Below are 25,742 nucleotides of genomic sequence, written 5' to 3' on the forward strand. Positions count from 1 at the left end.
AGAATCCTACAAGATAGGCAGATTTTTCCTGCTTTGCGTTGTTTCAGTGGCGGACCTCAACCTTCACCCTCCAGCACGTTATCCGCCTCGACGGCAGTTTTATTCCGGGTCTTCAGTTCACTGACAATCACCGCCGCCACGATCAATGCCGCGCCGAGCAAGGCAATCCCCGGCAAGCGCTCGCCCGCCAGGCGTCCGGCGATGCCGGCCCACACCGGTTCACCGGCGTAGATCAGTGTGGCGCGGGTCGGCGAGACACTTTTCTGCGCCCAGTTCATTGCCACCTGGATCGCCGCACTGGCGGCCCCCAGGCCTACGGCGCTGAACAGCAGCAGCCAGGAGAATCCCGGGATCGTTTCCTGGGTGGGCACCACCATCAGGAACGCCAGCACCGCAGTGCTGGCCAGCTGAACCACGGTGACCCGGCGCACGTCGACCTGGCCGGCATAGGTGCTGATCAGGATGATTTCGGCGGCAATCGCGATGGCGCTGATCAGCGTGGCGATTTCGCCGGAGCTGAAGTTCAGCGACGCGCCGGCCGGTCCCGATAGCAACATCAGCCCGGTGAACGCCAGCATGATGCCAATGCTTGGCATCAAGCCCGGCCGACGGCCCAGCACCAGCCACTGCAACAGTGGCACGAAGGGCACATAGAGCGCGGTGATGAACGCCGACTGGCTGCTGGGGATGGTTTGCAGGCCGACCGTCTGCAGACCGTAGCCGAGCATGATCGCCACGCCGATGAAGCAGCCGGCCTTGAGTTCGAACAGGGTCAGGTCCCGTAGATGGCGCCAGGAGAATAGCGCGACAAACGCCGCTGCGGCGGCAAAGCGCAAGCCGACGAAAAACATCGGCCCGCTGACGGTCATGGCGTGCTGCACCAGCAGGAAAGTCCCGCCCCAGATCATGGTGATCAGCACCAGCACGCACTCGGCCTTGCTGAGCCGCAGAAAGCGGGAGGAAGTTTGAGGAGAGTTCACCGATGCCATGACCTTGCGCGCCACTGGAGAGGGACGCACAATGCGTCCGAAGTTGGGCAGTATAATGCGCAACCCTAGTATGTGAGCAATATAGTGCACAAAGAATCCGGCCAGCGGGCGTCCGTCCTGCAACACGTCAGCCAGAACGTCCGCCGCCTGCGCCACGCCGCGCAGCTCAGCCAGACCGTATTGGCGGAGCGGTCCGGGGTCAGCCGGCGGATGCTGGTCGCCATCGAGGCCGGAGAGAAGAACGTCAGTCTGACCACCCTGGACCGCGTCGCCGAAGCCCTCGACGTGGCGTTCAGCGACCTGATCCAGGCGCCCGATGCCCGCGACCCGAGCCGCATCAACGAGCTGGCCTGGGCCGGCGCGATCCCCGGCAGCAAAGCCGTGCTCCTGGCCAAGGCCAATGCCAGCCGCGAAGTCGAACTGTGGGAATGGCGCCTGGAGCCTGGCGAACACTACGCTTCCGAGCCCGATAACGATGGCTGGAGTGAGCAACTCTATGTATTCGAGGGATGCCTGACCTTGCTGCTGGGCAATGAAGAGCGTCGGATCGGCGCGGGGGAGTTTTTCATGTTCGCCAGCAACCAACCCCATGGTTATCGCAACGATGGGGTGGTGGCGACGCGGTTCGTGCGCAACGTGGTGATTTGACTCCTGGAGATGAGACAGCCAGTGGCGAGGTGCAACGCGGGGTCACAAACCGCTGACTTGCACCCATCGCTGTTCCCGTGCTGACAGGCGAATCGCCGCCGCCAGCCGCTCCACTTCCCAGGCCTCTTCGAAGTCCGTCCCACTGCCACCTTGATCGGCGAGGGTCATGATCAGTTCCTGTACCTCCAGGGTCTTCAATTCGTTGTAGCCCAACTGGTGCCCGGCGGCCGGGCTGAACGCGGCATAGCCCGGCAGGTCCGGGCCGGCCAGCAACCGCTGGAAACCCGCCTGGCCGACACGGCTCACCTGCAGTTCATTCAGTCGTTCCTGATCGAATATCAGCGTGCCAAGGGTGCCGCTGATCTCGAAGCCCAGGTGATTCTTGCGGCCGTGTTTCAGCCAACTGCTGCTCACCGTGCCGCGGGCGCCGCTGCTGAAGCGCAGCAGGGCGTGGACCTGATCGTCTACCGCGATGGTGCGCTGTTCGGGATTGCCCGTGCTGGCCGGGCGTTGGTTGTGCACGGTCTGGCTGTCGGCGCAGACCGCTTCGACATCGCCCAGCAGGTAACGGGCCATGGCCAGCAGATGGCTGCCCAGGTCCGCCAATGCGCCACCGGCATGGGCCGCTTCGCAGCGCCATGACCATGGCGAAGTCGGGTCGGCCATGAAGTCCTCGCTGAATTCACCCTGGAAACTGATGATCCGGCCCAGCTCCCCGCGCTGGATCATCTCCCGTGCCAGATGAATGATCGGGTTGTGCTGGTAGTTGTAGCCGACCCGCGTGACCACTCCGGCGGCCTTGGCGGCCTGGCGCATCTGCTCGGCCTGTTCCAGGGACACCGCCAGGGGTTTTTCGCAGTAGACCGCCTTGCCCGCCGCCAGCGCCGCCATGGCCATCGGATAATGCAGGTGGTTGGGGGTGGTGATGGCGACCAGATGGACCTTCGGGTCGTCGATCAGTTGTTGCCAGTCGCTATGAACCGTCTCGAACCCCCAGCTGCTGGCGCATTGCCGGGCACGCTGCGGATCGGCATCGGCCAGGGCCGCCAGGGTCAGGTTCAGGGGGAGGTCGAATACCGCCTTGGCATTGTTGAATGCCAAGGCATGGGCTCGGCCCATGAAACCGGTGCCAATCAAGCCAATGCCAAGTTCGCGCATGAGAAAGAGCCCTTTGAATGGTGATATTCAGAAGGGCTCTTTATGGAATAAATATTCGCAAATTGCAAATGTTGGAATAAATATTCTTGTTGGGGTGAAGGCCCCTGTGGGAGCGAGCCTGCTCGCGATGGCGGTGTATCAGTCAACATCAATGTTACTGAGCCACCATCATCGCGAGCAGGCTCGCTCCCACAGGGGGAAAGTGCGGTGTCAGGAAAGGAACCCACCATCCACATTCAGCGCCACACCGGTGGTGTAGCTCGACGCGTCACTGGCCAGGTACAACACGGCGCCAGCCATTTCGCTTGGGTCGGCCACGCGTTTGAGCGGAATCTGCGCCAGGGCGGTTTTCAGGATCGCGTCGTTCTTGACCAGCGCCGAGGCGAACTTGGTGTCGGTCAGGCCCGGCAGCAGGGCGTTGCAGCGGATGCCGAACTGCGCGCATTCCTTGGCGAACACCTTGGTCATGTTGATTACCGCGGCTTTGGTCACCGAGTAGATGCCCTGGAAGATCCCCGGCGAGATGCCGTTGATCGATGCCACGTTGATGATGCTGCCGCCGCCGTGCTCGCGCATCAGCTTGCCGGCTTCCACCGACATGAAGAAATAACCGCGAATGTTCACATCGACGGTTTTCTGGAAGGCGCCCAGGTCGGTGTCCAGCACGTTGCAGAACTGCGGGTTGGTGGCCGCGTTGTTCACCAGGATGTCCAGGCGTCCGAACTGTTCGCGAATGCCGGCGAAGACCTGGCTGATCTGCTCCATTTCACCAATGTGGCAGGCGATGGCAGTGGCTTTGCCGCCCGCGGCGATGATGGCGTCGGCCACGTGCTGGCAACCGTCGAGCTTGCGGCTGGAAACGATCACATGGGCACCTTGCTGGGCCAGCAACTTGGCGATGGCCTCGCCGATGCCACGGCTGGCGCCGGAAACGAAGGCGATTTTACCGTCGAGGTCGAACAACTGGGTCTTGGACATGCTGTTTCCTTGTCATGGGGCGCTCAGAGCGTGGATTGACCGATGACCTGCAAGCTCATCTGCTCCAGCAGTTTGTTCATCTGAACGAACTGGGCGAAGCGTTGATCCTGGGTCTGGCCGTGGAAGAAGCGGTAGTAGATCTGCTGGACGATACCGGCCAGGCGGAACAGGCCGTAGGTGTAATAGAAGTCGAAATTGTCGATGTGGATCCCGGCGCGCTCGGCGTAGTAGTCCACGAATTCGCGACGGGTCAGCATGCCGGGCGCATGGCTGGGCTGACGGCGCATCAACTGGACCGGTGCCGGGTCCGTCGCTTCGATCCAGTAGGCGAGGCTGTTGCCCAGGTCCATCAGCGGGTCGCCGAGGGTGGTCAGTTCCCAGTCCAGCACGCCGATGATTTGCATCGGGTTGTCCGGGTCGAGGATCACGTTATCGAAGCGGTAGTCGTTGTGGACGATGCTGGAAACTGGATGGTCGGCCGGCATCTTGTCGTTGAGCCAGGCCTTGACCGTCTCCCATTTCGGCGCGTCGGGGGTCAGGGCTTTTTCGTAGCGTTCGCTCCAGCCACGGATCTGGCGGGCCACGTAGCCTTCGGGCTTGCCGAGGTCGGCCAGGCCACAGGCGTGGTAATCGACTCGGTGCAATTCGACGAGCCGGTCGATGAAGCTCTTGCACAGCGCCTCGGTGCGGGCGGCGTCGAAACCCAGCTCCGGCGGCAGGTCGGAGCGCAGGATGATGCCCTTGACCCGTTCCATCACGTAGAACTCGGCGCCCATGACGGACTCATCGGTGCAGTGCACATAGGCTTTCGGGCAATACGGGAACTCATCGCGCAACTGGTTGAGGATGCGGAACTCACGGCCCATGTCATGGGCGGATTTGGCCTTGTGGCCGAACGGCGGACGGCGCAGGACGAACTCCTGTTCGGGGTACTCCAGCAGGTAGGTCAGGTTCGACGCGCCACCGGGAAACTGGCTGATCCGTGGTACGCCGGTCAGGCCGGGGATGTGGGCCTTGAGGTACGGGTCGATCAGGTTGGCATCGAGTTCTTCACCGTCGCGTACGCGGGTGGACTGATCAGTAAACGCCATGCTTATCCCTTCTGCTTATTCTGGAGGCCATCGATCATTGGCTAATCAAGGGTTTGTACGAAAAGTCGTCGAGCGGCGATCAGGCAAGGCGAAAACAGGCGAGGAAGCGGAGTTTACGGGTTGTAAATGAGCATTCCGAGCCTGTTTTCAACGCAGCCTGATCGTCACGCAGGCACTTTTCGTCCAAAGCCTAATGGCGTGTGGGAGGCGTAACAAGCACGCCCGGGTCTTATAGGTTAGCGTGTTGCCGGATAATCAGCGGGCCTGATGCGCGCGGGTGAGCTATGGTTTCGGGGTCGCTTCAAGGAGTCGCCGCGATGGGATGCCCACAGGTTTGCAGCACCGCCACCCTGCAATGCAGCTTCGGTGCAGCCCCGGCGGTGCTCAATGTACTGCCGGTCAATCGGATGCTGACCGGTGGGATGCCGGCGGCGAATATCATGGATCACATTCCGCTGGTGAACATCACTACGTTCGGCATGTGCACGAGCCTGGCCAACCCCACCGTAGCCGCTGCGACTGCGGCGGCCCTGGGTGTGTTGACGCCCATGCCTTGTATTCCCGCTACTGCCGCGCCCTGGATACCGGGTGGGGCGCCGACCTTGCTGTTGGGCAACATGCCGGCGATCGATGCCAACAGCACCCTGATGTGTACCTGGGCGGGGGTGATCAAGATTGTTGTGCCAGGGCAGGTGCAGATGTTGATTCCCTGAGTGGGTCTGCCTGGATCTTGTTGACCGGGTGTATATCCATTGCTGCGGTAACGGCTGCTTATGGTTCCGCCCTGACGGCGGGTTACTTTTGAAAAGCGCAAAAGTAACCAAAGCGCTCTTGCCCCACCACTCGGCACCTCGCCAAGGCGAGGTGTTCCCTCACTCCGGCATTGCTCCGTGGGCCCGCCGCGAAGGGCCATCCATGGCCCAGCGCGGCTACCCCGGCATCCATGCCGGGGTGCCCACTACGCAATGCCTGCGTTCGGCCAGCGTGGTTTAACGGGGCGCCCAGGATCAAAAGCACAGCAAAGCAAAGCAAAGCAAAAGCAAGGCGGCCTTACAGCCGGTCTGGTTCTTCCCGCATAAATCGATCCCTTGTGGGAGCGAGCCTGCTCGCGATAGCGGAGTGTCTGTCATGAAGATGTTGAGTGTGCCGACGCCATCGCGGGCAAGCCTGGCTCCCACAGGGGGCGGTGGTGTGTGAAATTGCTGCCTACATCTCAAATCCAGTGTGGGAGCAAAGCTTGCTCGCGATAGCGGAGTGTCTGTCATGAAGATCTTGAGTGTGCCGACGCCATCGCGAGCAGGCTCGCTCCCACAAGGTTTGCCGGTGGGTTCAGGTCTCAAAGTCCAGCAGAAGCTAGGCGTTCATGCCTGTGCCGGATCGTTCCAGCGCCGGAACCACCAGCGTACCCGGGAAATCGGCTTGCCGTCGGCGTCCAGCGGTCGTCCGTCCTCGGCGTAGGCATGGGCCGGTTCCAGCAGTTGGCCGTTGAGGTAGCGGGCTTCGACGGCCGGGTTACCGTTGGGGTGCAGGCGGCGATAGCGGCCGTCGCGCACGCCGTCGCGATAGAACTCGGACTCGGCCAATTGCCCATCCGGGAAATAATTGTTGGCTTCGCCGTGCAGCAACCCGCCGCGATAGGTGGCTTGGCGCTGCAACCCACCTTCGGCCGCGTAAAAGCTCGCCACGCCCTGCAACTTGCCTTTGACGAACGGCAGTACCGCCGAGACCTTGCCATTGGGGTGGTACAAGGTACTGGTGCCTTGCAGTTCACCTTGGCTGTAGTTGAGTTTCGCTTGCGGGCGTCGGGCTTCTTCGATGTGCAACGGGCCGTCGAGCCGGCCGTCGATCAACTGACCGCTCAGTTGGCTGTCGCCACGTTCCACGTCCAGCTTCTTCGAGGCCATCGTCGCGCTCCTGTCAGTTGACCTTCACCATGCCGCCCTTGATGGTCAACATGCCGCCGCCGTCCACTGTCTGTTCGGCGGCGGCCTTGTTGACCAGGCTGATGCCGGCATCATTGGTCAGGGTGGTGCCGGCCTTGTTCTCCAGCGAGGTGCCGGCCTGGTTGCTCAGGGCCGTGCCGGCCTTCTGGCTGATGGACGTGCTGGCCTGGGCCGCCAGGTCCGCGCCGCTCTTGATGGCGAAACTGCCGCCGCTTTGCAGGGTCAGGGTGCCGCTGACCTTGATGGTCAGGTTGCCGTCCACGGTCAGCTCGTAGTTGCCGGTGACCTTGTGCGTGTAGTTGCCGCCGGTGCTGTGGGTCTGGTCCGAGCCCACGGTCACGGTGCGGGTGTCTTTCACATCGAGGCTGTCGCTGCCGGTCTGGATCGTCACGCTGCGCTTGCCTTTCTCCAGGGTCACGGTCTCGTCGCCATCCTTTACCGTGCGGGTGCGGGCGTTCTGCACCGTGAGGGTTTCGTCGTGGCCGACGGTGGCGGTGGTGTCGTTGAGTACGTTGATGTTGAAGTCTTTCTGAGCCTGGAGAAACACCTCCTCGGCATCCTTCTTGTCTTCGAAGCGCAGCTCGTTGAATCCGCCGCCACCCTTTGACGAGTTGGTCTTGATCCCGGATTGGGTCTGGTTCGCCGGCAGCGCGTAGGGCAGGGCGTTGTCGCCGTTGTAGACGCAGCCGGTCACCAGCGGTCGGTCGGGGTCGCCGTCGATGAATGTGACGATGACTTCCTGGCCGATCCGGGGCACGAACTGCATGCCAAAACCCTTGCCGCTCCAGGGCAGGACCACCCGCACCCAGCAAGACGAGGTTTCGTCATTCTTGCCGGTGCGGTCCCAGGGGAACTGCAACTTGATCCGCCCGTATTCATCGGTCCAGATTTCTTCGCCGGCCTTGCCCACCACCAGTGCGGTCTGGGTGTGCATGCGCGGTTTCGGCGTGAGGCGGGCCGGTCTATATGGCGTGGCCTTGGGAATCGCTTCGAAGCGATTGCGGTAGCTGTCGTGGCTGGCTTCATGACTGACCGAGGTCACCACCCAATCGATGTTCAACGACGGATCTTCGTGGCCGGCGAGGGTGAACCAATACCCCGGCACCAGCCAGCGGCAATCGCTTTCACCGACAAACCGCTGCGCCTGGCTGCGCAAGCCATCCACCCGTTGCTTGGTCAATGCATCGCCCTGGGCCTTGGCGTTGTAACCGCCCGGATGTTCGTATATCGAACTGGGGCCGGCCACGGCTTCGGCCTGGCTGTAGAGCGAGGTCGTCGGCGTGGTGAATTCATAGTCGGTCGCCTGATAGACCCCGGCCACCGCTTGCAGGGACACGTGCCCCGAGCGGATGCCATGCAGTTCCCGCTCGCCCATTCCCTGCCCGAGATAGTTCACCGTCGGCCCGTTGGGGATCGGTGCGAAGGCGTCGTTGCTGTCGGCCAGCACCAGGGTGTGCTTGCCGGCTTCATGGCTGAAGAACCAGAAAATCCCGTCTTCCTCCAACAGCCGGGAAACGAAGGCCAGATCGGTTTCTCCGTACTGCACGCAGTACTCCCTTGGCGTGTAGCTGCCGCTGAGCTTGAGCTGGAAATCGGTAAACGCGTGGGCCTTGAAGATCGTGGTGACGATGTCCGATGTGGCGAGGTTCTGGAACACCCGGTTGTTGCTGGCCAGGCTCAGCCACCAGAGCCAGGGCCTGAGCAACAGCTGATAGCGCTCGGCGGTAGCGTCGGCGGGCAACTGGCGGATTTCGGCGACCAGCCAATCCAGCGGACGTAGCAGGGCGTCCTTGTGCAGGGTGGTGGTGACATGGCTGGCGACCGCGCTGGCGAGCGTCAGCGGGGCGCCGTCGACGACGCCATTGAGGATATGCGAGCCCAGGGCATTGAGGCTTTCTTCGCCGGACAGCGATTCAGGGTACAGCGCCGACACCGTGGCGGCGGTGAGGGATAGGGTGGTGTTGCTGTCGGTGGAGCGGGCCATCGATTGATACCTCTATACCGCCTCACCCTTCACAAAATTACTGCCTAACAGCTTCTCCATCACTGTTTTCAGGTCTTTGAGTAAGTGTTCAGGTGGCGTGGTAATGGTATGAGTGGCTTTGGATATTTTTGCTTTTTTACCTTCTTCTTTCAGCAAGGTCTTCGTTGAAGACTTGACGTCAAGTTGATCGTCTTGGTCAGTTTCAAGTTGAAAGTAAATAGATCCGTTATTTTTTCCACCTACCATAGTTACATGAAAATAGGTCCACATGCCTGAATCGTTCGGAGTAATAGAAATATGCGCGCTATTGTCACCCACCTTCAGGCCATCAAGCAGAAGCATTCCCGAGCGGGTGCCGGTGACAAGATTTGTACCACCCACAGCACCGATTACATCAAGTTCCTCTCCGTAGACAGCCCCGGATTTAATGATGGAGTTCACCATCGGTGTCCAAGGATCGTGCGTGGCAATACTCGCTGCGGTAAGTGTTGATTGTGCATAGCCCATATTTGCAGCTCCTGTAGGTTTTGATCACATCTCCGATAGGCACTGGGGCAACATTTTATTCCAATGCCCATTCCGCCAGTTTTCCGGTCACCTGCGTCATCAACACATTCTCCACATCCCGCGCCCCAGCCGCGCTGCACTTGGCAAGCACCGCTTTGACGATCCCGGCATCGAACTCGAACTGCTTGCCCGTCGCGGTCTTGTAGCGCCCGCGCAATTTCTCCAGCTTCGCCAGCACGATGCCCTCCAGCGTTGCCTCATCGAGCGGTCGATACGCCACAACCGTCATGCGCGCCAGGAACGCCGGACGAAACGCTTGCAGCAGCACCTTGCGCAAGGCTTCGTTGAAGGCATCGCTGCCCAGTTGCGCGGCTGGTGTGTCCAGTAGCAATTCGGCGCCGACGTTGCTGGTGGCGAGCATCACGGTGTTCTTGAAATCCACCACCAGGCCCGTACCGTCCTCCATCAGGCCCTTGTCGAAGACGTTGTAGAACGCTTCGAGCACGTCCGGGTGGGCCTTTTCGATTTCGTCCAGCAACACCACCGAATAGGGTTTGCGCCGCACTGCTTCGGTGAGTACGCCACCGCTGCCATAGCCGACATAGCCGGGCGGGGCGCCTTTGAGTTGGCTGACGGTGTGGGCTTCCTGGTACTCCGAGAGGTTGATGCTGATCAGGTTGCGTTCGCCGCCATACAAGGCGTCAGCCAGGGCATAGGCGGTTTCGGTCTTGCCCACCCCGGTGGGGCCGACCAGCAGGAACACGCCCACCGGTTTCTGCGGATCGGTAAGGCCGGCGCGGTAGGCCTGCAGGCGTTGGGCGATGGTATTGAGGGCGGTGCCCTGGCCCATGACCCGCAGGCCCATGCGTTGGCCGAGGGTGCGCACGGCATGGGCTTCATCGGCGAGCATCTTGCCCACGGGAATGCCGGTCCAGCCGGCGATCACGGCGGCCACGGTCTTGCTGTCCACCTGCTCGGGCACCAGTGGATCGTCCTGGCGAATGGCATCGAGGCCGGCTTCCAGGCGCAGCAGTTCGGCGGCCAGGTGATCGATGCGGTTATCGACTTCGGTGTCGGCTTTTTCACTGTCGGCGCGTTCGCTCAGGGCCAGCAGTTCGCGCCGGGTATCGAGCAGTTCGCGCACGGCTTCGCGTTCTTCGCCCCAGCGGGTTTCCAGTTCGCGGATGGCCTGTACATTGTCGGTGGACTCGCCCTCCAGCAGGGTGATGCGTTCGCGATGGTCCAGGCCGGTGGCCTGTTCCCGGCGCAGGCGTTCGACTTCGTCCTTGAGGCTGTTCTGCCGGTGCCGCAGGCTTTCCAGAGGGGGCGGTACATCGTGCTGGCCAAGGGCGACCCGGGCGCAAGCGGTGTCGAGCACGCTGATGGCCTTGTCCGGCAGTTGCCGTCCGGAAATATAGCGGTGGGAGAGTTTCACCGCTTCGTGGATTGCCGCGTCCAGCACCTGAACACCGTGGTGCTGTTCCAGCTTGCTCGCCACGCCACGGAGCATTTCCACGGCAGTGAGTTCGTCCGGCTCTTCGACCTGTACCAACTGGAAGCGGCGGGCCAGGGCCGGGTCTTTCTCGAAGTATTTCTTGTATTCCAGCCAGGTGGTGGCGGCCAGGGTGCGCAGTTCGCCCCGGGCCAGGGCCGGTTTGAGCAGGTTGGCCGCGTCGCTGCCGCCCTCTGCGCCGCCGGCACCGATCAGGGTATGGGCTTCGTCGATGAACAGAATGATCGGTTTCTCGGCACTGCGTACCGCGTCGATCACGCCTTTGAGGCGTTGCTCGAATTCACCCTTGACCCCCGCGCCGGCCTGCAACAGGCCGAGATCGAGCACCCGCAGCGTGACCTCCTGCAGCGACGGCGGCACATCCCCGGCGGCGATGCGCAAGGCGAGGCCTTCTACCACGGCGGTCTTGCCGACACCCGGTGCGCCCACCAGGATCGGGTTGTTCTGCCGGCGCCTGAGCAGGATGTCGATGCATTGGCGGATCTCGCCGTCGCGTCCGACGATGGGATCGATGCGGCCATTGCGGGCATCGTCGGTCAGGTCCTGGGTGTACTGGTCGAGTACCGGATCCTGTTTTTGCGCTGCCTGCCCGGGTTTCGCCGGACGGGCAACGCCGGCATGTTCCCGGGAGCTTTCGGTCCATTCCAGCAGATGGGTGCGCAGGGCATCCCGGGGAATGCGCAGCAGCGACGAGGCGCTGTTGAGCAACAGGCTGCGACGCTCATCGCGGTCCAGCAGCGCCAGCAGCAACAGCCCCGAACGGATGCTGGTCAGGCCGAGCACACTGGCCTGGACCACGGCGTCTTCCAGCAGGCCGATGGTTTGCGCCGACAGTGCGGGTGTGCGGGTGCTACCGGACTTGAACAGGTCCAGGGCCTTGTTGGTCTCCGCCGCCACCGCGTCACGCTCAAGGCCGAAGCGCGGTAGCAGACAGGCGAAGTCACCGCCTTCGATGTCCAGCAACTCCAGCAACAGGTGTTCGATTTCCACGTAATGATGACTGCGTTGCAGGCAGCGCTGGGCGGCCCGTTCCAGGGCGCGGCGATTGTCCGGGTTGAGGCGTCCGATCAGGCTGGCCAGTTCCATTTCAGGCGATCTCCGGCTGACGAAGGCGGGTTTCGATCCGTTGCAGGGCCAGGCTCGACTGCCGTTGCAGGCCGCCGTTCCAGTTCAGTCGTGGCGGGGCCTGGTGGCCCAGTTGCAGTGGGCCGGCGCCACGGATCAGCAGCACCAGGGTGCAATCCAGGTCGGGGCCGAAATACAGGGCATACAGGCTGGCAAGCAACGGATGGGTTTCGCCGTTGGGCAGCAATCCGCTGGCCTGGGCTGCGCTCAATGGACCGAGGGTCAGGCGCACGCCGGCATGTTCGTCCCAGACCCGGGTACCGGCCACCGCGCTACGGCCCAGACGCAAGTTGCGGCCGCCCGGTTGCAAGCGGCTGCGGCTGGCCGGCGGGATTTCGCGCCAGCCGCCTTCATAGGCGGTCAGTTCCACTGGCAGACCGAACTGCTCGCGGACAATGGCCGCGAACCCGGCCAGCGAGCGGCGGCCGTCGGCGTACAGCGCGCTGCATGCCAGCGCGGCGGAATCGGGAGCGGCCTGGCGTTCCTGCAAGGCCTTGGGCAGCAGGCCGGTCAGGGCCCGCAGTTGTGCCTGCACGGCGGAGGCGCCCGGGTGGGTGAAGCCCAGGGCAATGCGGTGCTTGCGCATCACTTTGTAGAGCAGGCTGAGCAGCCGGTGCTGGAACAGGTCGAGAAATTCCGCCGGTGCATGATCCCGCGCTCGTGCCCGTTGTTGCAGCCATTCCTGATAGGCGTAGGGCAACGGGCCGTCGGGGCCGCCAAGGCCAAAGATCGGCGTGGTCAACACGGGCGGCGAACCGGCTTCCTGGCTCAAGTCCTCGACTTCGCTGGCGGCGAACAGCGGCGTCAACGGTCCTCGCAGGCGCAACGCTTCGGCGTGGGGCGCGGTGCCGCTGCCCAGCGGTTCGGCCTGGGGATGTTCGCGCTCCAGCAGCAGCAGAGCCTGGAGCCATTCGAAACGCTGTGGATCGCGGCGCAGGCGTTGACTCAGGTTCAGAGCGTCAGGGGTTTGCCGGCTTGGGGTTGCCATGTTTTCACCTCCCTGTCGGACTGGACCAGCACCGTGCGCACGAAGCGATTGGCGGTGGCATACAGTGAAAAGAACTGCGCCAGTACACCGGAGAACAGTACGGCGCTGCTGCCGACGAAATGTTGCGGATCCAGTTGCAGGCGCACTTCAAGGCCGTTGCGCCAGCCGCGCCAGGCGTCTTCACCGACATGGGCGATGACCCGGTCGCAGCCCAGGCCCATGACCCCTTCGATCTGGCGGCGGGCACTGGCCTCGTCCCGCAGGTTGTGCAGCTCCAGGATCTCGCGCAGCGCATCGAGGGCCTGGGGGCCTTCCACCAGGGACAAATGGTTGAGGGTCAATTGCGACACCAGCCGCCAGCGCGATTCTCCGTCCAGCCGCGGCAGGCTCTGCGGGCTCGGCGAGTTGCGTAGCCTGGCCCAGGCCACCGGGCCCGGACGTTCGAAACCCAGCGGCGTACCCGCCGGCAGGCTCTGGGCCAGGTGCCGGCTGGTGCACAGCAATTCGGCGGTGAGGCTGTAGTCGCGGGTATCGGCGAGCGGGTCGAGCTGGGTGTCCACGAGGCTGATCATCAAGTCGGTGCCCAGCCGGTTCGGGCTCATGCCGCTGACCCGCCGCGCATGCCAATAGCAGGTCTGGTCGTTGCCGTGCTGGCTGCCGTAGTAGGCCGGCACCTTGCGCACGCCCTGGCTGGACGTGGCACGCACGGTGCGGATGCTGTGGATCTCGACACTGTTTTCCCGATGACTGTCGGCCACCAACCGGTATTCGCTGCGGGTGCCGTCCGGGCGCAGGGGTTCGCTGGTCCTGGGAAAGAGGTTGATCACCGGCGCACAGCCCAGAGCGATGTCGCTGGCCTGGAGCGGCAGGCGATTGGCGGGGGCGCGATCGAAGACGATGTACAGGTACAGGGATGAGCTGTCGCTGGTCGCTCCGGCCAGGGGCAGGTCGAAGAAACCGAACTTGTCGGGGAAGGCAAAGTATTCCGCCAACAGACGCATGCCCGGATGCACGCCATCCTCATCCGGCAGCAAGACTTCGTCGCTGGCGAAACCGACGATCCGGGGCAGGCCAGCCAGCGGTTCCGGCACGCTGCCCGGCGGGCCGGCCAGGACTTTGACCGTGTGGGCGCCGAGCAGATCGTACAGCCAGGCGTTGATCATCGGCGACGCCGCCAGGTGCACCCGCAAGTAGTCGATCCCCAGCGTCGACCATTGGCGCTCGCCCAGGCACTGCAGGTTCAGGCGCAAGGCCGAACGCGCCTGGACCACGCCGGTCAGTGCCTGGGCTTCATCACTGCCCAGCAGCACGGCCTCGCTGATTTCCAGCGGCCACAGGTGCACGGCGGCGGTGGTGCGAAAGTGAATGCTCTGGCCCTTGTCCGTGGTGACGAACAGGGGCGTGTCCCGGGGCAGGGGGTAGCCATCGTCGAGGTTGCCTTTGCTCGGGTCGGGCTCGAACTGCACGATTGCGCACGAAGGCAACGGGCGCATGGCCAGGGGATAAAGCTGTTCGAGCAGGGCATCGCTGAATTCGGCGTAGTCGTCGTCCAGCCGGCGTTGCAGCCGGGCGGCCAGCAGTGCGAAGCCTTCCAGGAGCCGCTCGACGTGCGGGTCCGGGCATTCGCCGGGGGACAGCTCCAGGCGCCGGGCGACCTTGGGATAGCGTTCGGCGAACAGACTTCCGGCATGGCGCAGCCAAGTCAGCTCGCGCTGGTAGTAATCCAACAGTTGCGGGTCAATCGAGTCGCTCATGTCGCACCTCAAGACCGTCGCCGGCGTGCTCGATGACAAATGCCACGGGCCAGGCGTGCGGGTCGCCGCGGAGCACCCCCGACAGCCGTATGCCCAGTTGTTGTGGGTGGCCCGGTACCGGGACGACCTGGACCTCGCCCAGTTGCAGGCGAGGTTCGAAATGACTGATGGCCTGATGGATCTCCCTGGTCAGCAGGCGCCGGTCATCGCTGCGCTGCTGTTGCAACGCGGTCCAATCGGCAATGCCGTAATCCAGGATGCTCGGCGGTTCGGTCAGCGCCCGAGGGCCGCGCCGGGTGTTGAACAGGCGCTGCAGTTCGGCGTGGACCGAGTCCTGCAGCGCCTGCCGATCGAATACCCGGCCCTGTTCATCCCCCTGGCTGGCCAGGCGTTCGAACAGTGGCGGGCGCAGCCCGAAGCCAGCCATGGCGGCAGCGTCCTTACTTGGTCATCTTGTTGGCCGCCAGGTCCCAGGTGGTACCCGCCGTGCCTTCCTTGGTGCCGTCGTCTTTCTGGGCGGTGAGCTCCCATTTGATCTTGGTGAAGTTCAGCGACAGGGTTTCCACCGGTTTGCCGCCCGTACCGCCACTGACACTGACGTTGGACAGCACGACATTGGTCAGGGTGTAGACGATGAAGGGCATGATCTTGCCGCTGCCTTCGGCGGCGTTGCGGCCAATGGTGATGACGGCTTGCGGGATCGGTTTGCCGGCGCAGCAATATTCGTTGAGGGAAGGGGTGGAGCTGTCGATGAACTTGGTCAGGGTGAACTCACCGATGTGCGGTCGACCGGAGGTGCGCTCCGAGTTGCTGACGTCGTTGGTGACTTGCATCGCCACGTTGTGGCTGTAGGACATGACCTCGATCTTGTCCGTGAAACCCTCCAGCAGGCTATCGCCCTTGATGTCGCCGCCGAGGTCGAGAATGATTGCATCCATGGTGTGGAACTCCAGAAGAAGACAAGTGGGGGTACCCAATACCGCTAAAAAACGAACGCCGAACCCCTGTGGCGAGGGGATTTATCCCCGCTGGGCTGCGTAGCAGCCCCTTGAACAGTCAGCTCAATCTCTCGAATAGACCGAGTTGCCGGGATTTGGGGCCGCTTCGCGCCCCAGCGGGGCGGTGCGACGTTTCGATAAATCCCCTCGCCACAACGAGCATCCTCGCCTCAGGTTTCAGCGGTCAGGCAGCAACCGGTGGCGGCAGGGTCGCCACCAGGCGGATCGAGGCGGTCAATTCCTCAAGCTGGAAGTGTGGTCGCAGGAACACCGTGGCGTTGTAGGCCCCGGGCTTGCCAGCCACTTCCGTCACGTCCACCCGGGCCTCGCGCAACGGGTACTGCGCCTTGATCTCCTGGGGTGCGTTGTCGTTGATCAGCACATAGTCGGCGATCCAGTTGTTGAGGTAGGTCTGCACGTTGTCGCGGGTCATGAAGCTGCCGACCTTGTCGCGCATGATCACCTTCAGGTAGTGGGCGAAACGCGAGGCCGCGAGCACGTAGGGCAACATCGCCGAGATCCGTGCGTTGGCGTTGGCCTCGTTGGTGTTGTAGACCTTGGCCCGGTTGGTGGTCTGGCCGCCGAAGAACACCGCGATGTCGCTGTTTTTCTTGTGGCACAGGGCGATGAACCCCAGGTCGTTGAGTTCTTTTTCGCGGCGGTCGGTGATCGCCACTTCGGTCGGGCACTTGAGCGACAGGTCGCCGGAACTGGTCCGGAAGGTATGGGCCGGCAGGCCTTCCACCGCACCGCCACCCTCGGCACCGCGAATCGCCGCGCACCAGCCATATTTGGCGAAGGCTTCGGTGATGCGTTGCGACAGCGCCCAGGCCGCGTTGCCCCACAGGTACTTGCTGTGGTCGGTGCCGTTGACGTCTTCGACGTAGTTGATGCCTTCCACCGGCCGGGTGTCCGGGCCGTAGGGCAGGCGCAGGAGGAAGTGCGGCAGTACCAGGGACACGTAGCGCGAGTCTTCGCTTTCACGGAACGAGCGCCACTTGATCAGCTCCTGGCTCTCGAAAATCTTCGACAGATCCCGAGGCACTGCCAGTTCGGTGAAGCTGGTCATGTCGAACAGGCGTGGGCTGGCGGCGGCAATGAACGGGGCGTGGGCCGCGGCGGCGACGTTCGAGAGTTTCTCCAGCAGACCGATGTCCTGCGGGTGCCGGCCGAACGTGTAGTCGCCCACCAACAGGCTGAACGGATGGCCGCCGAAGGTGCCGTATTCTTCCTCGTAGATTTTCTTGAACAGCGCGCTCTGGTCGAATTCGACGGCTTTTTCCAGATCGTTCTGCAGCTCTTTCTGGGTGACATTGAGCAGGCGCAGTTTGAGCCGGGTGCTGGTTTCGGTGTTCTGTACCAACAGGTGCAGGCCGCGCCAGGACGCTTCGAGTTTCTGCAGGTCGGGGTGGTGCAGCACTTCGTTGAGCTGGGCGCTGATCAGTTGGTCGATCTGGCTGATGCGGTCGTTGATCATCGCCACGGTGTCCTTGTCGATGGCCATGCCTTCGTCGAGGACCTGGGTGGCGAATTCGGCCAGCATGTCGCGGGCGTAGTCCTGTTGGCTGTCGTCATGGGCCATACGGCCTTCGGCGATGATCTTGTCCAGCAGGGACAAGGTCTGGGTCGTGCTCTCGCTGGTTTGAGCGCTGGATGAAGCAGGCATGGCTTTATCTCCCTTGAGTGATGAGCACGATCAGGCCTGTGGTTCGGCCGGGGCCGGATCATCGTTGGCGGCCACGGTTGGCAGCTCTTGCGGTGCGTCCTGGGGCCGGGCCGACTTGATCTCTTGCAGGCCTTCGGTGTTGACGATCACGTCGCGCAGCAATTTGTCCAGGTCATCGTTGCCGTCGAGCTTGGTCAGCAGGTCGCGCAGGCGTTGACGGGCTTCGAACAGGCGGCGCAACGGCGTGACCTGCTCCACGACCTTGACCGGGTCGAAGTCATCGATGTGGTGGAAGTTGAGTTCGATGTTGAGCTTGCTGTCGTCGCCGCTGAGGGTGTTGTTCACCTGGAGCGTGGCGCGGGGAGCGATGGAGGCGAGCACCTCGTTGAAATTGTCGCGATCGATTTCCGTGAAGCGCCGCTCGTTGAGCTTGGGCAGTGGGTCCAATGGCTTGCCCGAGAGGTCGGCCAGAATGCCGACGACCAGTGGCAATTCTTTCTTTTCGATGGCATTGCCGATTTCCACGTCGTAGGTGATCTGGACGCGGGGAGGACGGACTCTGTCGAGCTTGTGCTGGGTACTTTCTGCCATGGCGGCCGACTCCGATGCATGTGGGGAGCAATGCATCGGGAGGCCCGCTCATCGCATTCCCTTGCTGATCCGCAGGTTGCAAAGGGAGGGCAGAAAACCTGTCATTCCCTTGACGAACCTGGTCCATTCGACCGTGCAGGTCGAACTATCCAAGACGCTAGAACAGGTCTATAAAAATGCAAGCAAAAACAATTTTTGACCGCGACGAAAAGGAAGATTCATTTTGCGTGTGTTTTTTTATGGATTTTTTTTCAGCCTGGCGCTCAGCGGTTGCTCGTTCTTTGCGCCCAGCGTCGACCTGGACAGCCTGACCCTCGACGTCGCGTCCGGCGCCAACGACGACACGCCCATCGCCGTGGATTTCATCGCGGTGAATGATCCCGACCTGCTCAAGCAACTGTCGGCGATCACCGCCCGCCAGTGGTTCGCCGAGCGCGAACAGTTCCAGCGCGACTATCGTCAACTCATGTCGGTGTGGGGGCTGGAGCTGGTTCCGGGGCAGTTCATCGACCGCCAACCCTTTCCGCTGGAGGGCCGGCGCGCCGCTGGACTTTTGGTCTTCGCCAGCTATAACACTCCCGGAGCCCACCGGCTCCGGTTGGACGATCAGCGCAAGGCCTGGCTGAAGTTCGACAGTCGTGAGATGAGCCTCGTCGATGATGGCCAGCTCAATGCCAGTCAGCCTTGAATGACCGCGGGCCGCCTTGTGCGGCGACACTGGGATGTCGAAGGGAGTCGTATGAGTCTGTTACCTGACGCGGTGTGCTGGCATGAGGGCATGCAACTGTTGCCCCAACATTTTCAACTGCAAGGGTTGCGTGCCGAGGCCCTGGCCGCCCATGTCGCGGCAGCCTGCAATCCCTGGTTCTGGGGTGTCAGTCAACTGGAGGTCGACCCTTCGGCCCTTAGCGCCGGCCAGGTCCGGCTGCTGCAATTGCAGGGCACCTTGCCGGACGGCTTGCCGGTCAATCTTCAGGCCGGCGTCGGGCCGACCCTGGAGCTGGACATCACCGAGGCGGTCAACAAGACCGACGATGCCACCGTCACCGTGTACCTGGCGATCAGCCCTCTCTGGCGCGCCGGGCAATTGCTGCCGCTCAAGGGGCGCCTGCAATCGGTGGTCGGCGATGCGCTGCCGGACCTCACCAGTGGCGAGTTCCCCGAATCCATCACCGTCTGGCGTCCGAACCCGCGGCTTTGCACGCAACTGAGCAAGGCCGATTCGATCTGCCTGCCGCTGTTGCGCATTCGCAAGGAGGGCGGCGGCTTTCTGCGGATGCCCTATACACCACCCACGCCGGTGCTGTTGCCCGAGTCGGTGCTCGGTCGGCGAGTGGCCGGGCTGTGTGCCCGGGCCCGGGAAAAGTGCCTGTTCCTCGCCGGTCGCTTGCGCCAGGCCCAGGCAGCCGGCAACCAGGACGATGCGCTGGAGATCCGTCGGCAGATGACCGCCTTGTGGGCGCGCCTGCCGGAAGTCGAAGGCAGCCTGAACACGCGGGTGGCGACCCCCCAGGCGCTGTACGGTTTGTTGCTGGGACTGGCCGGCGCCTGGTCGGCCCTCGATCCGTTGGCCGGCGTGCCGGCGTTTGCGCCGCTGGATTTCCTCGAGTTGCAGCGCGGTTACGAACCGCTGCTCGACTGGCTCGACACCACCCTGGAACTGGTCCGCGCCGGTTATCGCAGCCTGGCTTTCGAGCGCAATGAGCAGGTGTTCTCCATCCAGTTGCCCGACGACCAGCCGAGCCAACGCCTGGTGATCGGCCTGCGCATGCCCAACGGCGCCAGCGAGCAAGCCGCCGCCGATTGGTTGCGCGGCGCGATCATCGCGTCCGCGCCACATGTCCCACTGTTGAGCCGGCAGCGCATGAGCGGTCTGCCGCACCAAGCCATGAGCCGCAACGAGCAGGTGGCCTATAGCGTGGGCGACGACACCCGGTTGTTTGTGGTGGCCGCCAGCGGGCAGTGGTTCGACGGGCAACTGCCCTTGCACATCGTGGCGCCGGCGTCGACCCAGGCCAGCAGCCCGTGGCAAGTGGTGTTGTTTGTCGCGCAAGTCGGTGAAAGTGCCTGATCGCAAAAGGGGAGTCGTATGCCTGACGGAAGTGGCGGGGCGGTCCGGAGTCTGCACGAGGCGCCGCTGAGCAGCGCGTTTCGTCAGGTCTGGCTGAGGTGGTTCCAGGAATGGCAGGATTTGCCCAAGGACAACGACTCCGCGGCCCTGATCAGCCGGGTGGTGGAGTTTTCCGGACGTAGTGCCCAACGCTTGTGGCGGGTGGCCTTTGCCACTGTCGGCGACTCGGCGACCGAGCAGGTCAAGGCGCTGGTCTATGCCTTCGTCGCCCTGGTGGACGAAACCTTGCTGTTCACCCCTTGGCCGGGACAACTGGCCTGGCAGCAGCATCCCCTTGAATCACGCATGTATTCCAGCCGTCAGGCTGGCGAACGGCTGCCCGCGGCCATCAAGAAACTGCTGGATGAGCAGATGCCCGGCACCCGGGACCTGGCGAACGTGTACCTGCAATGCCTGATCCTCGGGTTCCAGGGGCGCCTGCGCGGCGAGCCCGGCCAGATCCAGCATGAAAAATGGCGCGCGGCGCTGTTCACGTTCGCCTGGCAGCATGAGCCGGACTATGTCGACGTCAGCCAGCGCCTGGCGATGTCGGCGGCAGCCCCGCCGGTACGCATGCCGGCGCAGACATCGCTGCCCGACGGGTTGCGCCTGGGGCTGGCGATCCTGGCGATGGTGTTGCTGCTGACCGGGCTGGGACAGGTGTTCTGGCGTGACATCCGCTCGGAACTCGAGCCGGTGTTGCAGTTGAACGAGTCGGTGGTCCAGGAGCAGGACTCATGAGCCCCGTGAGCATCGTCGCCCTGGTGGTGCTGGTCATCGTCGTGGTGTTGGTGATCGCGGCGCTGATCTGGTGGCTGCGAACCCAGGGCGGCGCGGCGATTCGCAGTTTCTATGGGGCGGTCCGTCACATGGAGCAGGAGCAAGGCACCCGGGACCGCTACCAGATCCCCTGGCTGTTGATGCTCGGCAACGAGACCGACGGGGCCCAGTTGTGCACCCAGTGGCATTTGCAGCCAACGGACAAGGCCGCGTGGTTCGGACGCTGGTGGTCGGATGCCGAGGGGGCGGTACTGGTGGTGCCCCAGGCGCTGTTCCTGCCCGATGAAGGCATGAACCGGCAACGGGGCAACTGGTGGCGGCTGTTGGGACTGATCCTGCGGCTGCGCAGCCGCCGGCCGATGGACGCGGTGATCTGGACTGTGCCGTTCAGCAGGCTCGACGATATCGAGCACACCACCGAGCTGAGCCTCAAGGTTCGCCGCTGCTTCATCGACCTGCTGCAGCGATTCGGCCTGAGTCTGCCGGTGTACGTGGTGATTACCGGGATGGAAGAGTTGCCCGGGTTCCAGGAACTGGTCAGCGCGCTGCCCGCCGAGGCCCGGGAATCGACGCTGGGCTGGTCGTCGCCGTACTCACCCGACGCGGCCTGGCAGTCGCACTGGAGCGACCAGGCGCTGGATCAGGTCAACGCCGCGCTGGCGCAGTCGATCATCGAAATCGGCGCGCTTTCGGGGCAGTTAAGCGGCGATCTGTATGGGCTGCCGGAGCGCTTCGAAGGGTTGCGGCGGGCCTTGCAGATCCTCCTGGAACCGGTGTTCCAGGGTAATGCCCAGGGCGAGGCGCCGCGCTTTCGCGGCGTGTACTTCACTGCGAGTCAGGCGCCGACCGTCACCGGGGATGGGTTTGCCGCCAGCGACAAGGTCCTGCGCCAGACGGTGTTCGCCCGGCAACTGTGGGCGCGGCGTTTCGTTGCCGAACGCGGCCTGGCCCAGCCCGTGCCGCGCCTGTTGCGTTTGCGCCTGCGTTGGCATCGACTGGCGGGCGTGGTCGCGCTGGTGGTCGGCCTGGTCTGGTTGGGGGGCATGCTCTGGGTCTGGCACGACTCGGTGGAAGAGGCCGAGGGGTTGTCGCAGTTGATCTTGCGCACGCATAAGAACTACCTGGTGGTCGACCCTGACCAACCGCAGCTGGAACCGACCCGCTACAACGTGCAGACCTATTGGAACATGCTGGAGAAAGCTCCGCGTTGGCGCTACGTTGCGGTAGTTTTTCCCACCTCGTGGTTCTCCTCTGTGGACACTCAGTTGGAGCAAGGCTTGCGCCTGACCGCCCGGCATCACTGGGTGTTACCCCTGCGCGACCTGCTGGCGGCAGACCTGGAGCAGCTCAAGGCCATCCGCAACACCGAGCGGCGGGGCAACGTGGAAAGCGAAGACCCGGCGCAATGGCAGAGCTACGTGAAGGCCAAGGATCTGGTGGAGCGCGCCGTGCGCCTCGAACAGCAGAACCAGATGTTCAGCCAGGCGGTGAGCAACCCCAAGGCACCGCTGGATGAGCTGGTGCAACTGAGCAATAACGCCTTGTCGCTGAGTCTCAACGCCGGCACGCTGAGCCGGGCGCGGTTCTACAACCGGGTGCTGTTCGATGCACAAGGCATGGGCTCGCAACAGGACCTGCAAGGGCTGGACCTGAACGCTGCACGCACGGTGATCGGCGATAACTTCACCGGGCTGATGCAGCGTTGGCTCGATCATTACTTCCTGGCGGACAACTTCGTGCGCCAGGCCGGTTACCTCAAGCTGCACCTGCAACGGTTGGAGGCGGGGAGCGGCAACTCGCTGAGCGAGCTGGAAGACCTGATGGCCCTGGTCGACGATCTGCAGACCCTGGTCAACCTGACCAACGCGGCTTGGGGCCGGGGCAAGGGACAGGACCTGGTGCCCGGTTACACCCAGATGATGGACAAAGTCAGCCACAGCACCTTGCTGGGGCCGGAGCTTGCCCAGGACCTGGAGAGCCAGGCGGCGAAGCTGCAACAGAGCTTTCGCGACCAGTGGATCGTCCAGACCGGCTCCCGGGACAACCTGCTGGTCCAGCAGGGCAGTGGCTTGTTGGTGTTGCAGGAGCATGTCACGGCCCTGGATGACGCGGTGAAAGCCTTGTTCAAGCGTGACTTCGTGGCGTTGGCCCTGCAGAAGGACTCCTCTGGCGGCAGCGCCGATGCCAAGGGGCAGGGCGACGGCAGCGACGATTTCAGCGTTGCCCTGAACTATTTCGCCAGCTACAAGAGCTACGCCAACGAGGAACTGCCGCGCATCCCGCCGGACTACCGTGATGCTCTGATCCAGACGGCTGAAGGGGCCGCGGCCCGGGCCATGTGGCTGAGCCTGGATGAAAGCGAGGAGCAGTTGCCGGGCATGGGCTTCAATGTCCAGACCACCCAGGCCGTCGCGCTGCAAAAGGCTTTCATGGATGTGCACCGGGCCGACCTGGCGACGCGGTTCCAGCGCCTGCTCAACCGTCGCGCCCTGGCGCAGATCAAGAGTGGCCTGGACGAAATCGAAGCCCAGCCCCTGTTCAGCCAGCGGGCCGATGTCCAGCGCTGGGACGGCTCGAAGAATTTCGGTTTGCAGCTCTACGGGGCCAGCGATCCACAAGGTCTGAAACTGAGCCTGAACCAGCAGTTCGACGCCATGGTGCAGATCGCCGAGCAGCGCATGCCGGCCCTGGAATGGTTGATCGTCCAGCAGGACGATCTCTCGGCCCTGGAGCACGACCGGGTGTCGCGGTTCATGGCCATCAACGATGAGTTGCTCAAGTACAAGAGCCAGAACCCGGCCAGTTCCGCGGCGCAGTTGGAACAACTGGTGAGCCGGGATTTCAACCAGATGGACACCTCTTCCTGCGCGCAGATCCTGCAGACCTCCAACCTGTCCGGCGGCCGTGGTGATCTGGCCCAGCGTGCCGTCAGCTTGCAGCAGGGGGCCCTGCAACGGTGCCTGTACCTGCAACAGAACCAGGCGGCGACGGCCTGGAACGATGTGGCCAATTACTTCAACCAATACCTGGCCGGGCGCTTTCCGTTTTCCCAGGACCTGCGGGCCAGTGACGCCGACCCGGCGCGGGTGCAGCGCTTGCTGGAGCTGATCGATACACGCCTGCCCCTGGCCCAGGCCGGGCTGGCACTGAGCCAGACCCCGGAGCGCCTGGCTGCCGAGGACTTTCTGAACCGGTTGAAGCAGGCCGGTACCTGGTTGGGGCCGCTGTTCGTGCGGGACAAGAGCGGCATTCTCGGCGTGGAAATGGACGTGCGCTGGCGTACCGACCGCGACGAGGAGCGCGGCGCCGACCAGGTAATCGCCTGGGGGCTGAACGCCGGCAATCAACAGATCAACTACCCCGGTGACGCCCAGCAGAACCTGCGCTGGATGGTCGGGCAGCCCGTGCGGCTGACCTTGCGCTGGGCCCGCAACGGTTACCAGCGACCGGCCAATGACCCGCTGCAGCCGAACCTGGTGGTGCGCGACCTGGAGGCCGGTTGGGAATACCAGGGGCCGTGGTCCTTGTTGCGCCTGATGCGTTCGCTGGTGTCGGTGCAACGCCAGCCGAATGTCGACTACACCGATTTCCCGCTGACCCTGCAACTGCCGGTAACGGGCCAGATTCCAGCCCAGAGTCCGGCCCAGGCCCAGCTCCAGGCCCGCACAACGCAACAAACCTTGATGTTCCTGCGCCTGTCATTGATGAGCCAGGGTTCGAAGCTGCCGCTGTCGATACCGCCGCTGCCGACCCAGGCACCCCGTTCACCTTTCATGGCGACCTCGTCGAGCCCCGCCATCGCCACCCGTGAGGAGGGCCTGTGAGCGTACCTATCTCCCCCTTGCCCGAGCTGATCAGCCAGTTGCTCGAGCCGATCAGCGCCGAGTCGCCCTGCGGCCAGGACCTGCGCTACGAGCTGGAATACGATCAACTGCGGGAGTTACGCCGGGAAGACGACACCAGCCTGCCCACCGGGGTGTGGCAGTCCCAGATCAAGCGCGCCCAATGGCCGGAACTGGAAAAACTCGCCACCGCGCTGCTGCTCGAACGCAGCAAGGACCTGATGATCAGCGCCTGGCTGGGGGAGGCCTGGTTGCACCTGTCCGGCCTGGGGGGCTTGCCGGGCAGCCTGGCGCTGGTGGCGGGCCTGTGTGAACGCTACCCAGAGCAGTTGCATCCCCTGGCTGAAGAAGGCGACCAGTCATGGCGCGTCATCCCGCTGGAATGGCTGGCCCGGCGCTATAGCGAGGTGCTGTTGACGCGGGTGCCGCTGTTCAATGGCCGCGACTCGGCCTTCGACGGCTTCTGCCTGGACGACTGGCAGCGCTTGCGGCGTCAGCAAGTGCAGGCCAACGACAGCAAGAACGCCAAGGCCTCGGCGGAAGCGGCGCGCAGCGACCAGAAAAAGCTCGACGAACTGATTCGCGGCACACCGTTGTCGTTCTGGCTGCATCGCCAGGGCAGCCTCATGTTGAGCCAGCAGCACCTGCAACGGCTCGAAGCCTGGAGCGACGCTTACCTGGGCAACCTGGCCCCCGGCTACAAATCCCTGCAGGACGTGATACAGGCCTTGCTGGCACTGGTAGAGGAGTTCATCGCGATGCATCCACAACAGCCCACTGTCGTGCCGGCGCAAGCCTCACCCGCGGGCGCGCCATCGACTGCCCAGGCCCAGGCGGGTACAGCGCCGGCCCAGGTCTTCCAGGAGCCCGCCAGCCGTGAAGAGGCCTACCGGCAGTTGCTGGTCATCGCCGGCTACCTGTCGCGCACCGAACCCCACAGCCCGGTGCCTTACCTGATCCGGCGGGGCGTGGAGTGGGGCAACAAACCGTTGAGCGAGCTGCTGGGGGAACTGATCAGCGCCGATGCCGAGTCCCGACGGTTGTGGACGTTGTTGGGGGTTCTCTGATCGTGTTGTG

Annotated in this window: 22 protein-coding genes; 8 read left to right on the plus strand and 14 right to left on the minus strand. The window is 63.5% G+C overall.

From position 1 onward, the window contains the following. Positions 1-56: 56 nt before the first annotated feature. Positions 57-1,079 (minus strand): DMT family transporter, encoded by a 1,023-nt coding sequence (locus ACODTO_RS15580; RefSeq protein ID WP_139648346.1) that lies wholly within the window; start codon positions 1,077-1,079, stop codon positions 57-59. Between ACODTO_RS15580 and ACODTO_RS15585 the strand changes: the two genes are divergently transcribed. Next, positions 1,074-1,637 (plus strand): helix-turn-helix domain-containing protein, encoded by a 564-nt coding sequence (locus ACODTO_RS15585; RefSeq protein WP_139648348.1) that lies wholly within the window; start codon positions 1,074-1,076, stop codon positions 1,635-1,637. The genes ACODTO_RS15580 and ACODTO_RS15585 overlap by 6 nt on opposite strands. A gap of 42 nt (positions 1,638-1,679) precedes the next feature. Here ACODTO_RS15585 and ACODTO_RS15590 read toward each other — a convergent pair whose 3' ends face one another. The 3 genes from ACODTO_RS15590 to ACODTO_RS15600 all read right to left on the minus strand — a co-directional run bounded on the left by ACODTO_RS15590 (position 1,680) and on the right by ACODTO_RS15600 (position 4,864). Continuing rightward, positions 1,680-2,795, minus strand: a complete 1,116-nt coding sequence (locus tag ACODTO_RS15590) for a Gfo/Idh/MocA family protein (RefSeq protein WP_489106690.1) — start codon at positions 2,793-2,795, stop codon at positions 1,680-1,682. 210 nt (positions 2,796-3,005) lie between these two features. After that, positions 3,006-3,773, minus strand: coding sequence for an SDR family oxidoreductase (locus ACODTO_RS15595; RefSeq protein ID WP_024780032.1), 768 nt, complete (start codon positions 3,771-3,773; stop codon positions 3,006-3,008). Between the two features lie 23 nt (positions 3,774-3,796). Continuing rightward, positions 3,797-4,864, minus strand: a complete 1,068-nt coding sequence (locus ACODTO_RS15600; protein WP_139648353.1) for a phosphotransferase family protein — start codon at positions 4,862-4,864, stop codon at positions 3,797-3,799. A 317-nt stretch (positions 4,865-5,181) separates the two neighbouring features. On the opposite strand from ACODTO_RS15600, the gene ACODTO_RS15605 reads away from it, so the two are divergent. Further along, positions 5,182-5,577 carry a DUF4280 domain-containing protein gene (locus tag ACODTO_RS15605; RefSeq protein WP_024780030.1) on the plus strand — a complete coding sequence of 132 codons (396 nt, stop codon included), beginning with the start codon at positions 5,182-5,184 and terminating at the stop codon, positions 5,575-5,577. Between the two features lie 88 nt (positions 5,578-5,665). Further along, positions 5,666-5,857: a nucleoid-structuring protein H-NS gene (locus ACODTO_RS15610; protein WP_489106691.1), complete on the plus strand. Its 192-nt coding sequence runs from the start codon at positions 5,666-5,668 to the stop codon at positions 5,855-5,857. A gap of 368 nt (positions 5,858-6,225) precedes the next feature. On the opposite strand, the gene ACODTO_RS15615 is transcribed toward ACODTO_RS15610, so the two are convergent. The 10 genes from ACODTO_RS15615 to tssB form a co-directional block, all read right to left on the minus strand. Further along, positions 6,226-6,768 (minus strand): toxin-antitoxin system YwqK family antitoxin, encoded by a 543-nt coding sequence (locus ACODTO_RS15615; protein ID WP_175385682.1) that lies wholly within the window; start codon positions 6,766-6,768, stop codon positions 6,226-6,228. Positions 6,769-6,781: 13 nt separating this feature from the next. Further along, positions 6,782-8,791, minus strand: a complete 2,010-nt coding sequence (locus tag ACODTO_RS15620) for a type VI secretion system Vgr family protein (protein WP_489106692.1) — start codon at positions 8,789-8,791, stop codon at positions 6,782-6,784. Between the two features lie 12 nt (positions 8,792-8,803). After that, on the minus strand, positions 8,804-9,298 hold the full coding sequence (locus tag ACODTO_RS15625) for a hypothetical protein (protein ID WP_024776588.1): 495 nt from the start codon (positions 9,296-9,298) through the stop codon (positions 8,804-8,806). A gap of 55 nt (positions 9,299-9,353) precedes the next feature. Then, a complete protein-coding gene (gene tssH, locus ACODTO_RS15630) occupies positions 9,354-11,897 on the minus strand; it encodes a type VI secretion system ATPase TssH (RefSeq protein ID WP_464709186.1) in 2,544 nt (847 codons plus the stop codon). 1 nt (position 11,898) lies between these two features. Continuing rightward, positions 11,899-12,924 carry a type VI secretion system baseplate subunit TssG gene (gene tssG, locus ACODTO_RS15635; RefSeq protein ID WP_139648361.1) on the minus strand — a complete coding sequence of 342 codons (1,026 nt, stop codon included), beginning with the start codon at positions 12,922-12,924 and terminating at the stop codon, positions 11,899-11,901. Beyond that, positions 12,888-14,678, minus strand: coding sequence for a type VI secretion system baseplate subunit TssF (gene tssF / locus ACODTO_RS15640; protein WP_489106693.1), 1,791 nt, complete (start codon positions 14,676-14,678; stop codon positions 12,888-12,890). Before tssF ends, tssG begins: the two co-directional genes overlap by 37 nt. Continuing rightward, a complete protein-coding gene (gene tssE / locus ACODTO_RS15645) occupies positions 14,662-15,105 on the minus strand; it encodes a type VI secretion system baseplate subunit TssE (protein WP_464709183.1) in 444 nt (147 codons plus the stop codon). The genes tssF and tssE overlap by 17 nt, the downstream gene beginning before the upstream one ends. 13 nt (positions 15,106-15,118) lie before the next feature. Then, positions 15,119-15,616, minus strand: coding sequence for an Hcp family type VI secretion system effector (locus ACODTO_RS15650; RefSeq protein ID WP_024776584.1), 498 nt, complete (start codon positions 15,614-15,616; stop codon positions 15,119-15,121). A gap of 244 nt (positions 15,617-15,860) precedes the next feature. Then, on the minus strand, positions 15,861-17,342 hold the full coding sequence (tssC, locus tag ACODTO_RS15655; RefSeq protein ID WP_024776583.1) for a type VI secretion system contractile sheath large subunit: 1,482 nt from the start codon (positions 17,340-17,342) through the stop codon (positions 15,861-15,863). 30 nt (positions 17,343-17,372) lie between these two features. Next, on the minus strand, positions 17,373-17,933 hold the full coding sequence (gene tssB, locus ACODTO_RS15660) for a type VI secretion system contractile sheath small subunit (protein ID WP_139648367.1): 561 nt from the start codon (positions 17,931-17,933) through the stop codon (positions 17,373-17,375). Between the two features lie 223 nt (positions 17,934-18,156). On the opposite strand from tssB, the gene ACODTO_RS15665 reads away from it, so the two are divergent. The 5 genes from ACODTO_RS15665 to tssA are packed head-to-tail and all read left to right on the plus strand — an operon-like array spanning position 18,157 to position 25,732. Further along, positions 18,157-18,621, plus strand: a complete 465-nt coding sequence (locus ACODTO_RS15665; RefSeq protein ID WP_139648371.1) for a type VI secretion protein — start codon at positions 18,157-18,159, stop codon at positions 18,619-18,621. A 51-nt stretch (positions 18,622-18,672) separates the two neighbouring features. After that, positions 18,673-20,004, plus strand: a complete 1,332-nt coding sequence (tssK, locus tag ACODTO_RS15670) for a type VI secretion system baseplate subunit TssK (RefSeq protein ID WP_175363678.1) — start codon at positions 18,673-18,675, stop codon at positions 20,002-20,004. An 18-nt stretch (positions 20,005-20,022) separates the two neighbouring features. After that, positions 20,023-20,784 (plus strand): DotU family type IV/VI secretion system protein, encoded by a 762-nt coding sequence (locus ACODTO_RS15675; RefSeq protein WP_489106694.1) that lies wholly within the window; start codon positions 20,023-20,025, stop codon positions 20,782-20,784. Beyond that, a complete protein-coding gene (locus tag ACODTO_RS15680) occupies positions 20,781-24,647 on the plus strand; it encodes a type VI secretion system protein (protein WP_489106695.1) in 3,867 nt (1,288 codons plus the stop codon). The genes ACODTO_RS15675 and ACODTO_RS15680 overlap by 4 nt, the downstream gene beginning before the upstream one ends. Then, positions 24,644-25,732 carry a type VI secretion system protein TssA gene (gene tssA, locus ACODTO_RS15685; protein ID WP_489106696.1) on the plus strand — a complete coding sequence of 363 codons (1,089 nt, stop codon included), beginning with the start codon at positions 24,644-24,646 and terminating at the stop codon, positions 25,730-25,732. Before ACODTO_RS15680 ends, tssA begins: the two co-directional genes overlap by 4 nt. Positions 25,733-25,742: the final 10 nt, after the last annotated feature.

It is taken from the genome of Pseudomonas sp. FG13 (assembly GCF_057809755.1).

What these genes read in the sequence shown, in the direction of transcription:
- ACODTO_RS15605 (WP_024780030.1), top strand. Translation starts at nt 5,182, where the DNA reads ATGGGATGCCCACAGGTTTGCAGCACCGCCACCCTGCAATGCAGCTTC.
- ACODTO_RS15625 (WP_024776588.1), bottom strand. Translation starts at nt 9,298, where the DNA reads ATGGGCTATGCACAATCAACACTTACCGCAGCGAGTATTGCCACGCAC.
- ACODTO_RS15620 (WP_489106692.1), bottom strand. Translation starts at nt 8,791, where the DNA reads ATGGCCCGCTCCACCGACAGCAACACCACCCTATCCCTCACCGCCGCC.
- ACODTO_RS15615 (WP_175385682.1), bottom strand. Translation starts at nt 6,768, where the DNA reads ATGGCCTCGAAGAAGCTGGACGTGGAACGTGGCGACAGCCAACTGAGC.
- tssF (WP_489106693.1), bottom strand. Translation starts at nt 14,678, where the DNA reads ATGAGCGACTCGATTGACCCGCAACTGTTGGATTACTACCAGCGCGAG.
- ACODTO_RS15595 (WP_024780032.1), bottom strand. Translation starts at nt 3,773, where the DNA reads ATGTCCAAGACCCAGTTGTTCGACCTCGACGGTAAAATCGCCTTCGTT.
- tssB (WP_139648367.1), bottom strand. Translation starts at nt 17,933, where the DNA reads ATGGCAGAAAGTACCCAGCACAAGCTCGACAGAGTCCGTCCTCCCCGC.
- ACODTO_RS15600 (WP_139648353.1), bottom strand. Translation starts at nt 4,864, where the DNA reads ATGGCGTTTACTGATCAGTCCACCCGCGTACGCGACGGTGAAGAACTC.
- tssH (WP_464709186.1), bottom strand. Translation starts at nt 11,897, where the DNA reads ATGGAACTGGCCAGCCTGATCGGACGCCTCAACCCGGACAATCGCCGC.
- ACODTO_RS15680 (WP_489106695.1), top strand. Translation starts at nt 20,781, where the DNA reads ATGAGCCCCGTGAGCATCGTCGCCCTGGTGGTGCTGGTCATCGTCGTG.
- tssK (WP_175363678.1), top strand. Translation starts at nt 18,673, where the DNA reads ATGAGTCTGTTACCTGACGCGGTGTGCTGGCATGAGGGCATGCAACTG.
- ACODTO_RS15675 (WP_489106694.1), top strand. Translation starts at nt 20,023, where the DNA reads ATGCCTGACGGAAGTGGCGGGGCGGTCCGGAGTCTGCACGAGGCGCCG.
- tssE (WP_464709183.1), bottom strand. Translation starts at nt 15,105, where the DNA reads ATGGCTGGCTTCGGGCTGCGCCCGCCACTGTTCGAACGCCTGGCCAGC.
- ACODTO_RS15590 (WP_489106690.1), bottom strand. Translation starts at nt 2,795, where the DNA reads ATGCGCGAACTTGGCATTGGCTTGATTGGCACCGGTTTCATGGGCCGA.
- tssG (WP_139648361.1), bottom strand. Translation starts at nt 12,924, where the DNA reads ATGGCAACCCCAAGCCGGCAAACCCCTGACGCTCTGAACCTGAGTCAA.
- ACODTO_RS15650 (WP_024776584.1), bottom strand. Translation starts at nt 15,616, where the DNA reads ATGGATGCAATCATTCTCGACCTCGGCGGCGACATCAAGGGCGATAGC.
- tssC (WP_024776583.1), bottom strand. Translation starts at nt 17,342, where the DNA reads ATGCCTGCTTCATCCAGCGCTCAAACCAGCGAGAGCACGACCCAGACC.